Here is a 12,087-nt window from a genome sequence, read left to right as displayed (position 1 = left end):
CCGGATGACCTTCGCCCAGCGCCGCGTCGCTGTCGCGGCGCTGAAGGCCGTGCTCGATGCGCTGCTCACGTCGGGCGTCGACGCCACGAGCCAGGAAGGGGCGACGCTCCGGCAGCTCTGCGGTGCGCTCTCGGCTGATGCCGTCGGCCAAGTCCAGGCCGGCACCTTCGGGCCGCCGCTGCGCGCGTGCTTCACGGCCGCCACCGCCGCCGGCGCCACGTTCGTCGGCATGGACCAGGTTCGACAGGCGGCGCAGGCCGTCACGGCTCCGGATCTGCCGGTGCAGCGCGTCGCCCAGATCGCGGCGCGTTTCGCGCTCACCGAGATGGTCAACATTCTGGCCGGGACCGTCTTCGTGTCGCGGCAGGATATCGACGCGGCGCTGGCGCGGGTGAACCTCGCCTTCGCCCCGGCCGAGGACTTCGCCGCCGGGCGCTTCGACAATACTGCGTGGCGTGCGCTCACCGCACTGCACGCGGCCTGTGTCCGCGATCTGACCGCCCGGGGCAGGCCGCTGCCGCGGCTCGTGCCCTACAGCTTCGGCACTCGCATGCCGCTCCTCACCCTCGCCAACCGCCTGTTCGGCGATGCGGGCCGCGCCGAGCAGCTGCTCGCGGAGAACCGCGACGTGGTTCACCCCCTGTTCATGCCGGCCTCCGGCAACGCCTTCTCCGGCTGAGAGCGACCGGTGCCCAATCCCGACCTGATCTGCGAGGTCCGCACCGAGGGCGGCGTCTATCAGGACTGGCTGACCGTCCAGGTGTCCCAGTCCTTCGACGCCGCGTGGCAGCGCACCTTCCGCCTCACCTGCGCCGAGCCGGAGGATCCGAACAGCCGCCGCCAGACGACATCGGGCTCCTCGTGGGGCGAGGCCGCTCAGATCGCGGCCCAGCGCCTCCTGCCCGGTATGCGCGTGGACATCGCGCTCGCGGGCGAGGTCGTCATTCAAGAGGGCTACATCGGCAACCGGCAGACCGCCTTCGACGCCAATCGGCACGGCGTCCAGGTGTCGGGCTTCTCGAAGGCCGAGCTCACCCGCAAGGCGTCGGCTGACGGCGGCACGGGGCAGTTCCGCGGCTACAAGCTCGACGCGATCGCCAACCGGCTGCTGAAGCCGCACGGCCTCAAGTTCCGGGTCGAGGGCGGTCCGGACGGCTGGGACACCCCGTTCCCGAACTTCACGATCCGGCACGGCGAGACGCCCTTTGACGCGATCTCGCGCGGCTGCCGACAGCGCGGCCTGTGGCTGCGGGCCGATGCCAACGGGGATATTGTCGCCGGCGCACGACAGGGCGGCAAGGGTGCGATGTTCGAGGAGGGGGTCAACATCCTCTCGGCGAACTGCTCGATCGACATGCCCTCGGTCCAGGAGATCGTCGCGCGCTCGCAGGTCGCGGGCTCCGACAGCCTGTTCGGGCGCCAGGCCGCGGAGATCTCCGCCAAGGCGCAGATGAGCAATGGCGTGCCCGGTCTCGCCCGCAAGGTGCTGGCCGAGATGCCGCTCGGCCAGAAAGAGCTGCAGCTGCGCACCAACATGGAGGCGCAGGCGATCGAGGCCGACCTCCTGCGGGTGACGCTGGCCTATCAGGGCTGGCTCAACCCGAACGGTGAGCTCTGGGCGCTGTCCGACTTCGTCAGCGTGCGCTCCGGGATGCTGTTCCCCCTCGCCGACCCGCTGATGGACCTAAAGCTCTGGGCTTACACCTACGGGCAGACGCCGGAGGGTCAGACGACGACGGCGATCGAGCTCGTGAACGCCAAGGCCTTCCAGCAGAAGAACCCCGACGGCCAGTCGTCCGACGGCTTCTACAACCAACCCGTGACGCAGGCGCAGCCCGAGGCGCGCACATGACCGGAGGCGGCGCATGAGCACGTTGCGCGCCGGAGGTGACGACGGCGCCCGCCGCGCCTACCTCGGCATCGCCCGCGGCACCCTCGTCGCGGTCGATGACTCGACCAAGCTCCAGGAGCACACGGTCCGGGCTTGGTTCGGGGACCAGTTCACCAACGTCGAGCACTGGCACCCCTACGGCTTCAGCAGCGTCCCGCTTAAGCCGACCGATCAGCAGCAGGGTCAGGCTGAGGTCCTTGTGGCCGCAGTGGGTGGCAACCCCGACCATCCGGTCGTGATCGCCACCGCTGACCGCCGCCACCGCCCGAAGAACCTCAAGCCGGGCGAGAGTTCGCACCACGACGATCAGCGCCAGCACACGCACCTGACCCGGGATGGCGTCAACCAGACCGGCAAGAAGGTCACGATCACGGGCGGAGACGACGGTGCGGGCCGGGCGGTGAAACCCGCCACCGACAATTTCGAGCTCAACGAGCAGCTGAAGGGGCTGGCGGCCCGCCTGTCGCAGGTGGAGGACTCGCACCACGCCCTCTTCGACGTGGTGTCCAAGTTTCGCCAGAACGCGGAGCAGGTCATCCCGGCGCTCGCCCCGGTCAACGCCGCGACCCAGGTCACGAACGCCCTCAGCGGCGCGCCGGGCGGCCTGGACGCCATGAAGGCGCTCGCGGAGGGAAAGCTCACTGGCTACCTCCAGAACGCCCTCCAGCGCGGCCTGAAGTCGTTTCTCGACCCCGGCCGGCTCATGGGCATGGCGAGCCTGCTGTCGGGCAACGTCGAGGGCCTGATCGCCGGCCTGGAGGCGCAGATCGCCGGCCTGATCGCCAACAACCCGGTGATCGGGATCGTGGACGACCTCGTCGACGAGCTGGAGGCGCTGAACGCGAGCGGCGGGCCCGAGGCGGCGATCGCCGCGAAGGCTGCCGAGCTGACCGGCCAGATCGAGCAGCTGACCGGCGCTAACCCGGTGATCGGCCAGATCGCCAACCTGCGGGGCCGGCTCCTGCAGCTCGCCGACCAGGCCGGGCCGGCGATGAACTTCCTGGAGCCGCAGAAGCGGCTCGTGCAGGGCCAGACGAAGTCGATGCGCTTCGGCGGCCCGGGCTGAGAGACGCGCCATGACGGATGTCCGGATCGCGCCGACGGGCACCGCCCCGGGCCAGCCCTTCCAGGCCGTCGACCTCGACCTGCTGCTCACGCCGGCGGGTCAGCTCGACACCTCGGACGAGCTGGCGACCGCCGTCGTCGTCGCCCTGATGACCGACGCGCTCGCCGGCCCGGACGACGACCTGCCGGACTCGCGCGACACCGACCGCCGCGGCTGGTGGGGCGACGTCGATGCCGAGGAGATCTGGGACGGCTGGCCAATCGGCTCGAAGCTCTGGCTCCTGTCCCGGACCACGATCACCGGGGCGGCCGCCCGCAAGGGCACCACCACCATCCAGATCGAAGACTACATCCGCGAGGCCCTCCAGCCCTTCCTCGACCGGAAGATCGCGACCCGCCTCGACGTCACCGTGGTCCGCGCCGGCATCGAGCGGATCGAGGCGCGCGTCGTGATGTACCGCGGCGACGAGCTGCTGCTCGACCTTCGCTTCAGTGACCTCTGGGCCGGGATCGTCGTCTCCGCGCCGACCGGCTGACCGGCCTCCCACCACCGCCACCGCCCGAGCCGACCCGCTGGAAGCCGCCCTGCGGCGCGCCTGAGGCTGCCCCATGCCGTTCAACCTGCCGGACCTGCCGAGCATGCGCCGGCAGAACCGCGACAATCTCGCGGCCTACCTGAAGGGCGCCGACGCGAGCGTCCCGAACAACGCCCTGCGCGTGCTCTCGGATCAGAACGCCGGCGGCGCGTTCCTGAACCTGAAGTACCTCGCCTACATCGCCAAGAACGCCCTGCCGGACAAATCCGAGGGCGACTGGCTGCTGCGCTGGGCCTACATCCTGTTCGGCGGCCCGAAGGCGGCGACCTTCGCCTCCGGCACGATCGCGCTCACCGGCGTGAAGGGCACGCTCCTGACGGCCGGGTCGATCCTGGCGACCTCGGACGGTGTCCAGTACCAGACCGCGGCCGACGTCTACCTCTCGGCCACCGCGACACTCGCCGCTGTCACGTGTCTGACCGCGGGCGCGATCGGCAACCGGGACGCCGGCGCGCCGCTGTCGCTGACGGTGGCGGTCTCCAGCGTCGACGCGCAGGCCACGGTCGTCCTGATCGACGGCGGCGCCGACACTGAGAGCGACGACGATCTGCGCACCCGGGTGCTGCTGCGCCTGCGCCGGCCCCCGATGGGCGGCGACGCCGACGACTACATCCAGTGGACGCTGGCCGTCCCCGGCGTCACCCGCGCCTGGTCGAGCCCGAACGGCATGGGCATCGGCACCGTGGTGGTGCGGTTCCTGTGCGACGCGCTGCGCGCCGGCAACGCCGGCCTGCCGACCGACGACGACATCGCCCAGGTCCGCGCCTATCTCGACACGGTCCGACCCGTCTGCGTGAAGGACTTCTTCGTGGTCGCCCCGATCCCGCAGGGGCTCGGGATCGCGATCCGCAACCTGTCGGACGACACGCCGTCGATGCGGCTCGCCATTGAGACGGCGCTTCAGCTGCTGCTCCTGGAGCGCGCCGCCCCCGGGCAGACGATCTACGCGGCCTGGGTGTCGGCGGCGATCTCCGAGGTCGTGGGCGAGGGCTACTTCGATCTCGACTTCGAGGACGCCGTGATGGCTTCGCCCGGGCACATGGCGAGCCTCTCGGCCGCGGCCGGCGGCGGGATCTCCTACCCATGAGCGACGGCTTCATCCGCCGCGACGGCGACGACTACGCCGAGGCCTTCGCGCGCCTGCTGCCGCGCGGCGAGGCGTGGTCGCGCGACCCCGACGGCGACCTGATGCGGCTCGTGCGGGGCCAAGCCGAGATCTGGGGCGCGGTGGTCGACCCGCGGGCCGCCGACCTTCTGGAGCTCGAACTCGACCCGCGCTTCACGACCGAGCTGCTGCCGGACTGGGAGCGCGCCTTCGGTCTGCCCGACCCGTGCGTCCAGGAGCAGTACACCCTGGAGGAGCGGCGCCTCGCCCTCATCGAGCGGATCACGACCGAGGGCGGCCAGAGCCGGGCGTTCTTCTACAACGTCGCCTCGCGCCTCGGGTACGTGATCCGGATCGTCGAGTACTCGCCGTTCATGGCCGGGATCTCCCGGTGCGGCGACACGCGGGCGACCGGCACCAACGGCGAGCAGTACCGCTGGCAGGTCGGACCGCCTGAGATCCGGTTCTACTGGACGGTGCGGGTCTACGGTTCGCGCGTGTCGTGGTTCCGGGCCGGCGCTGGCCAGTGCGGCATCGATCCGATGGTGCGCTTCAGCATGGCCATGGACCTCGAATGCCTGTTCCGGCGCTACAAGCCGGCGCACACCGAGATCCTGTTCGACTACGCCAACGTCACGCCGAAGTACCAGGAATACGTGCCCTTCCGGGCAGGCGTGAACCACTGCGGGACCGACCCGCTGCTGACGATCATCGAGCACGGCGGCGACCCGCTGCCGGCCGAGAGCGTGCCGCTCTACTAGCCCCGCCCCTCAACCGATCGCTTGGCCGACGCTGACCCGCCCCGCGGGCCGGGCGCGGTCGCGCGCGTCCGGAGCGCCCGCCCGTGCAGTACAATAAACCCTTCGATCAGACGAACCCGGCGGCCGGCTACGTCAACGGCAACCCGGCGACCAACACGGCGGGCTCGATCCCCTGCGCCGAGGGTCTGGAGTACCCGCAGCGCGAGATCGTCAACGCGATCACCGCTGCCGGCCTCACGCCGACGAACGGCGATCTGACTCAGCTCGCCCAGGCGATCAAGGCGCTCATCGCCTCGACCGCGATCACGCCGGTCGTGGCGGCCGTCACGCTCTACGTCGACAGCTCCACGGGCAGCGACGCGACCGGGGACGGATCGCAGGCCAAGCCGTTCCGAACCAACGCGCGGGCCATCCGGTATGCCGCCTCGCGCTACGCGTTCGGCGGCTACGGGCTCCTGGTGCAGATGCTCTCGGCCGGTGCCTACGATCTGCCGGCGGTGGTCACCGGTGTCCCGAACCTCACGATCCTGGGCGCTCCGGCCAATCGCGGCAACTACCTCCTCACCGGTGCGGGCACGAAGGATGCCCAGACGCAGGTTACGGGAACGGTCTGCACCATCAGCGGGGCGACGCTGCGCAACACCAATCCGGCGCTGAATACGATCGCGGCCGGCAGCAACGTGACGATCGACAACTGCGATTTCACCGGCGACACGGCGCTGAACGCCAGCCACCTCTTCGCCGGACCGGGCGGCTCCGTCACCCTCAGCGGGACGATTGGCATCGCGCAGAGCGCGGGCGCGATCCTCGACGCGCAGGGCGGCACGATCACCTCGTTCGGCACGATCAACGTGCCGTCGGCCGGCGTCTTCACCAACGTCGTCAACTGCATCAACGGCCGCGTCGCCTTCGGCACGGGCGCGGCGTGGGGTGGCACGACTTCGGGACGGCGGTTCTACGCCGGGCTCAACGGCGTGATCCAGCTCTACGGCCGCGGCGTCAACTTCATTCCGGGCACGACGGCCGGCACTTCGGACACGGGAGGTCAGGTTGCGTAACTTCAACGCCTCGGACTGGTACTGGCGCCTGCCGAACGGCACCGACATCTTCGCCTCGGCGCGCGGGGCGATCGTCGGCGCCGACGACGCCGCCCTGAAGGCGTGGAGCGCGCCCGACGATTGGGAGCCGACGCCCTGTCCGGTCGACGCCAGCGGCGCGCCGACGCTGGTCGCGCTTCGCGAGGAGCTGGCACGCTGGGGACTGGCGCTCCCCGATGCTCTGGCGGCGGCGCCCTCCGCGGCCGATCTCGTCGCCTACGCAGCGGCCCGGCGCTTCGCGGTGGAGACCGGCGGAGTGGTGGTCAACGGCGTGACGGTCGCCACCGACCGGGACAGCCAGTCGATGGTCGCCAATGCCTACGCCGGGATGCAGGCGGGCGCCGTCGCCTCCGTCAAGTTCAAGGCCGCCTCCGGCTGGATCGAGCTGACGGCCGACCAGATGAAGGCGGTGGCGCTCGCCGTCTTCGCCCACGTCCAGGCGTGCTTTGCCGCCGAGGACGGGTGCGACGCCGGCATCAACGCCAGCCCGCCCACGATCACGACCCTCGCGGAGGTCAACGCCGCCTTCGCAGGACTCGCGCCCGCGGCCTGATTGCCAGCACCCCGTACCGGTCTGTCCCGCGCCGCCTCCGGGCGGCTTTTTGCTGCCCACTCGCCTGAGGTCCGGTGCATGTCGAGCCTCGCCCCGATCCAGCTGATCCAGCCGCAGCGCGTCGACTTCGACACGACGCAGGCGACCGACTGGCTCGATGGCTTGCCGCTGATCGGCTCGCCGAGCTTGGGCGGGGTGATCGCCGGGCCATCCAACGTTGGCCAAGCGAGCTTCACGGCCTCCGTCGCGCCCGGCACCGCGCTTGGCGTCCACAGGGTCACCGTGGCGGCCCTCGTGAATGGGCTGGTTGACCTGACCGTTTTGGATCCGTCGGGGACGATCACGGGCTTCGGGATCGCCGGCCTGCCCTTCTACGCCGGCGGCCTCACGATCAACCTGACCCAGCTCACCGGGCAAGCTGCGCTGGCGGTCGACGACACCTTCGCGGTGTCAGTTGTGCCCACGCCGGTCGACCTCACCGGCCTCGTGTTCGACCTCGATGCGCGCCAGTCGCTTGGGGCGGCGACCATCGCGCTCCAGGCCACCAGCGGCGGCGCGAACCCGAGCATCGCCAACGGTGGCCCGCTCGGCGTGATCGCCATGGCGGTCGCCCGCGCGACCATGGCCCGGCTGCCGGTCAAGCCCGAGGGCTACCCCTACGGCATCACCGCCACCGACCCGGCGACGGGCCTCCGGGTCCCGACCTTCTACGGCCTCATCCACCACACCGCCGTCCCCGCACAGATCGGACAGGGAGCCTGAGAGCATGGCGATCCGAGGTTCTTCGCTCGCCCGTGCCTATGTGCCGGTCGGCGGGCCGGCCGGCCTGCCCGGGCAGAGCACCTACGCGGCGTGGCTGGCCCTGGGCAACACCGGCGAGCTTGCCGACTTCGTGGCGGCCCAGAAGGGTGCGCCGGGTGGCGTCACGACGCTCGCCGGCAAGGTTGGCGCTCTGGGTCTGGACGATATCGGGGCGCTGGCCAAGACCGGCGACGCCTCCGGGACCAAGGTCCGACTTGCCATCGCCGCGGCGGTCGCGCGAGCCGTCACCGATCGGGCGACCGACCATGGTGTGACCCCGCAGGATTTTGGCGCCGTCGGCGATGGTGTGGCCGATGACACGACGGCCCTTCGCTCGTGGCTGGCGGCGCTCGGGCTCGGCCGGCGCGGTGCCATGCCGCCCGGGCTTTACCGGTTTACTCAGCCGCTCCAGTTCCCGATCGTCAGCAATCTGTCGCTCGCCGGCTCCGGCAGCCATTCGAGCGTGTTCTGGTACGACGGACCAGACGCCGCCAAAGACATCATCACGATTGGAGACACGACCAGTTCAATCTCTCAGGTCCGGCAATGCAACCTGTCCGGCTTTCGAGTTGCCTCTAATCTGAAGATGACGGCCGGCGCCGGGCTTCGGATGCGCGGTCTGGTTCGGTCCGTGCTGCGAGATATCATTGCAGACGGTCAGGACGGCAACGGCAACCTGTTCCACGGCCTATGGTTCGACCAGGTCGATATGGTCGTGCTGGGGCAATACGAAGCGCGCGCTCAAGGCGATGCGGTTCGGCTCAACGGCGCGCTGGGGAATGGCGCCAAGGCCGGACTTTTCCTGCATCAAGGCAAGATCGCCGGCAGCGGCGTCGGCATCCGCGTCGGGGGCGCGTTCGGCGGCTTCAGTCTGGAACAGACGGACGTCATTGCCAACGGCACCAACATGATCGTCGATACAACTCTGACTGCTGAAGGCAACAGAGAGGTATTCATCGGTGCCACCGTATCTTTCGACAGCGCTCAGGACGCCAGCTCCGCGTCGATCGTCCTCGACGATAGCTTGATCGCCAACGGCATCATCGCGTTCACCGGCACTTGGAACACATCCGGCCCCGGCCACGGCTTGTGGGTCAAGAACTGGCGCGGTTCCGACCTCATCTGGACTGGCGGTACGATCGGCGCATTCACCGACAACGTCCGGGTCGATGATGCCTCGGCGAGGGCGACCTTTTCAGGAGGGTTGGCGATCCGGGCAGCGCGAGCATACGGCGTCAACCCGACCGTCGCTGGCCACGCCGTGGTTGTTTCCAATGTCCGCGGCGTTGGGAATGCGCTCGGGACCTTGAATGCAACCTATCAGGCTGGGCGGCTTCTCACCTCTAGCGAGCTTGTTCCCGCCGTCGCGACGACGGGGCTGACCCTCTCGAACGACGTTACGACCCCAGCAAGCGTCATCAACATCGGTCCGGGATCCGCGACATCTTCTCCCCGGTCCGGGGTGATGGCGATGTTCGGCGTGCTGAACAAATCCATCCTCAGTACTTGGGTGGCGGGCACGGGTGGCGGGCTGGACACAGGCGCCGTAGCGTCTTCGACTTGGTATCACGTGTTCCTGATCAGCAACCCGTCAACGGGCGCTGTGGACGCGCTGTTTTCGCTCTCGCCCAGTACGCCCACGCTGCCGGCTGGATATCTGCTGTATCGGCGCATCGGTTCCGTTCGCACTGATGCGAGCAGCAACATTCTACCGTTCAAGCAAACCGGGTCCACCTTCGTCTGGACTGCGAGCGTGACCGATTTGAACGGGGGCGCATCGACGACAGCGTCGCTCGTGCCGTTGACTGTCCCGACGGGGGTCCAAGTCGAGGCGCTGTTCCGAGCGGGGGCCTCCAGCAGTTCCCCGAACGGCCTCATGATTTCCTCTCCAGATGCCGCGGATGAGGTGCCAACGTTCCCAAACTACTCGCTGACATGGGCGGCAAATACCAACGCCTTCGGGGAGTTTCGCGTCCGAACGGATACGTTCGGGCGGATCCGTGCTCGCTCGTCCGTCGACAGCACGATTTTCGGCGTACGCACCTACGGCTGGGTCGACCCTCGCTGACCTGACGCCCACGGCGCCCCGCGGATCCCACCCGCGGGGCGCCGACCTGATGCCGCGCGGCTGATCGCCCGGCCCCAACCCGACACCTTGGATCCCGCCATGCTCCTGCAGCGCCTCGCGCTACGGGCCGCAGTCGCTTGCGCGCTGCTGTTCGCGCCTGCCCACGCCCGAGCCTGGGAAGGCATTGCCTCGACCTACGGCCGCGAGATCTTCCGCATCAACCCGAAGGGGCTGACCGCCAACGGGGAGCGGTTCAAGCCGATGGGGCTCACGGCGGCGATGTGGGACGTCCCGTTCAATACGCGCGTTCGCGTGACGAACCTCGCCAACGGCTGCAGCGTGATCGCCCGGATCAACGACCGAGGGCCACACAGGCGGCTGCGCCGCGCGATCGACATGTCCACCGGCGCGGCCCGCGCGCTGTGCTTCGACGGCCTCGCTCGCGTCCGGATTGAGATCCTGGACCGGGCCGGGTCGGGACGCCGCTTGGCGGACGCGCGCTGATGCGGGCCCGGATCCTGGCGGCGTTGCTGGCCGTCCTTGTGTCCGGCGCGCCGGCAGCGGCCACCGCCCGGCCGCGCATCCCGCACCTGCCGCCCCGGCCGAGCGCGGCGAGCCTTCTGGCCGCGGCGCCGATCGCGCCGAACGGCCTGCTCATCCACGACGCCGGGCGCCTGCGCACCCTTGAGCTCGACGAGATCGCGCCGCTGCGCCTGCGCCTCTCCATCCCCTTCTGAGGACCTGACCCATGGCGAAGGACGGTTTCGCACGAGCCTACGCGCGCGTGCGCGTCTACGAGGGCGGCAACGTCGACGATCCGCGCGATCCCGGCGGCCGCACGTCGCGCGGCGTCACGCAGCGCGTCTACACCGCGTGGCTGCGCCGACAGGGCCTGCCGAACGCGGACGTCTGGACCGCGACCGACGCGCAGGTCGCCGCGATCTATCGCGCGCTCTACTGGGATAAGGCCGCCTGCGACGAGCTGCCGGCCGGCGTCGACTTCGTCGTCTTCGACGGAGGGGTGAACAGCGGAGTCGGGCAGTCGATCCGGTGGCTGCAGCGCAGCCTCGTCGGCTACCCGGGCGCGATCGACGGCGCGATCGGCGACGTCACGCTGCACGCGGTCGGCCAGGACGAGGACAACGACGCCCTGATCGCGCGCTACTGCGCAGCCCGCCTCGGAACGCTGCGGGGGCTCAAGACCTGGCGGGCCTACGGCAAGGGCTGGTCGGCCCGCATCGCCAACGCGCAGAAGATCGGCCAGGGCTGGGCCTCGGGCAGCGTCGGGCCCGCGCCGGTCGCCGTCGACCAGGTCGGCGGACACCGTAAGGCGGTAGTTTCACCGGAAACGATCGCCCGGCCGCTGCTCTCGACGGCCTCGACCACGGTGGTGACCTCGGCCTCCGCGGTCGCCGCGCCCGTGTCCGAGCTCGGGCAGCAGCTCGAGGTGATGCGCGATTGGTTCGCGTGGATGCCCTACGTGCTCGGTGGACTCGCGGTCGTCGCCGGCGTCGCCGGCATCATCGTGAAGTACGGGCACGCGGTGGCCGACAAGGTCCAGGCGGGCTCCGCCACCGAAGCGGTGGACACGAGCGCCGACGAGGACCTGCCCGCAGTCGCGGTCGAGGATCCCGCCGCTCCGCAGGCCGCACCCGTATCGCCGGTCCCCGCGGCGGAGGCGGCCTGACATGCGCGCCCTCCTGGATCGCATCAAGGCCCTCGCCGAGCGCGGGGCCGGCCTCCTGGGCGTCGGCGCCGTCGCCTTCGCTCTGCTCTCCGGCCTCACGCTGGGGTCGCTGCCCAGCGCCGGGCTGTCCTTCCTGATCGGTAAGGCGGCCGGCTACCGCGCCGCGGACCGGCAGGCCGAGATCAATCGCCTCGCCCGCGACGCCGCCGAGGCGCGCGTCGACGCGGCTGCCGCTCGGGTCGCCGAGCAGGCTGCCCGGGCGGGTGAGGCCCGCAACGCGAGCGCCCAAGCGGCGGCGGAGAAACGCAATGTCGAATACGCGAAGGCTCTTCGGTCGCTCGGCCCGATGGGCGCTTGCGGGCTGTCTGACGCTGACATCGGCCGCCTGCGGGACAACGCGTGGGCTGTTCAGCGCGGCGCCCGGCGTCCGCACGCTCCCGCCAGTCGCTGACATCGTCCCAGC

The 12,087-nt window shown here is 70.2% G+C and carries 14 protein-coding genes; all 14 read left to right on the top strand.

The features are described 5' to 3' along the window. Window positions 1-4 precede the first annotated feature (4 nt). The 14 genes from J3A75_RS16205 (at window position 5) to J3A75_RS16140 (ending at window position 12,075) form a co-directional block, all read left to right on the top strand. Window positions 5-679, top strand: a complete 675-nt coding sequence (locus J3A75_RS16205) for a hypothetical protein (RefSeq protein WP_209650440.1) — start codon at window positions 5-7, stop codon at window positions 677-679. 9 nt (window positions 680-688) lie between these two features. Further along, entirely contained in the window at window positions 689-1,852 is a 1,164-nt protein-coding gene (locus tag J3A75_RS16200; protein ID WP_209650439.1) for a phage baseplate assembly protein, read from the top strand. A 13-nt stretch (window positions 1,853-1,865) separates the two neighbouring features. Next, window positions 1,866-2,957 (top strand): phage baseplate assembly protein, encoded by a 1,092-nt coding sequence (locus J3A75_RS16195; protein ID WP_209650438.1) that lies wholly within the window; start codon window positions 1,866-1,868, stop codon window positions 2,955-2,957. A gap of 10 nt (window positions 2,958-2,967) precedes the next feature. Beyond that, window positions 2,968-3,492 carry a phage GP46 family protein gene (locus J3A75_RS16190; protein ID WP_209650437.1) on the top strand — a complete coding sequence of 175 codons (525 nt, stop codon included), beginning with the start codon at window positions 2,968-2,970 and terminating at the stop codon, window positions 3,490-3,492. 73 nt (window positions 3,493-3,565) lie between these two features. Next, the gene (locus J3A75_RS16185; protein WP_209650436.1) at window positions 3,566-4,639 is read left to right on the top strand and encodes a baseplate J/gp47 family protein; all 1,074 of its coding nucleotides are present in this window, start codon (window positions 3,566-3,568) and stop codon (window positions 4,637-4,639) included. After that, complete coding sequence (locus J3A75_RS16180; protein ID WP_209650435.1) at window positions 4,636-5,418, top strand: YmfQ family protein; 783 nt, start codon at window positions 4,636-4,638, stop codon at window positions 5,416-5,418. The genes J3A75_RS16185 and J3A75_RS16180 overlap by 4 nt, the downstream gene beginning before the upstream one ends. A gap of 83 nt (window positions 5,419-5,501) precedes the next feature. Then, window positions 5,502-6,476 carry a hypothetical protein gene (locus J3A75_RS16175; RefSeq protein WP_209650434.1) on the top strand — a complete coding sequence of 325 codons (975 nt, stop codon included), beginning with the start codon at window positions 5,502-5,504 and terminating at the stop codon, window positions 6,474-6,476. Next, on the top strand, window positions 6,469-7,068 hold the full coding sequence (locus tag J3A75_RS16170) for a DUF4376 domain-containing protein (RefSeq protein ID WP_209650433.1): 600 nt from the start codon (window positions 6,469-6,471) through the stop codon (window positions 7,066-7,068). The genes J3A75_RS16175 and J3A75_RS16170 overlap by 8 nt, the downstream gene beginning before the upstream one ends. Before the next feature lie 78 nt (window positions 7,069-7,146). Next, window positions 7,147-7,830: a hypothetical protein gene (locus tag J3A75_RS16165; RefSeq protein ID WP_209650432.1), complete on the top strand. Its 684-nt coding sequence runs from the start codon at window positions 7,147-7,149 to the stop codon at window positions 7,828-7,830. Window positions 7,831-7,834: 4 nt separating this feature from the next. Beyond that, window positions 7,835-9,937 (top strand): hypothetical protein, encoded by a 2,103-nt coding sequence (locus J3A75_RS16160; protein ID WP_209650398.1) that lies wholly within the window; start codon window positions 7,835-7,837, stop codon window positions 9,935-9,937. 99 nt (window positions 9,938-10,036) lie between these two features. Continuing rightward, window positions 10,037-10,441: a septal ring lytic transglycosylase RlpA family protein gene (locus J3A75_RS16155; RefSeq protein WP_209650399.1), complete on the top strand. Its 405-nt coding sequence runs from the start codon at window positions 10,037-10,039 to the stop codon at window positions 10,439-10,441. Next, entirely contained in the window at window positions 10,441-10,674 is a 234-nt protein-coding gene (locus J3A75_RS16150; RefSeq protein ID WP_209650400.1) for a hypothetical protein, read from the top strand. Before J3A75_RS16155 ends, J3A75_RS16150 begins: the two co-directional genes overlap by 1 nt. 11 nt (window positions 10,675-10,685) lie before the next feature. Next, window positions 10,686-11,624, top strand: a complete 939-nt coding sequence (locus J3A75_RS16145) for a glycoside hydrolase family 108 protein (RefSeq protein ID WP_209650431.1) — start codon at window positions 10,686-10,688, stop codon at window positions 11,622-11,624. A gap of 1 nt (window position 11,625) precedes the next feature. Further along, a complete protein-coding gene (locus J3A75_RS16140; protein WP_209650430.1) occupies window positions 11,626-12,075 on the top strand; it encodes a hypothetical protein in 450 nt (149 codons plus the stop codon). Window positions 12,076-12,087: the final 12 nt, after the last annotated feature.

This window comes from Methylobacterium sp. PvP105, from assembly GCF_017876975.1.
Taxonomy (GTDB): Bacteria; Pseudomonadota; Alphaproteobacteria; order Rhizobiales; family Beijerinckiaceae; genus Methylobacterium; species Methylobacterium radiotolerans.
The sequence above is the reverse complement of the archived record's forward strand: the minus strand, read 5'-3'. Positions and strand labels throughout refer to the sequence as shown.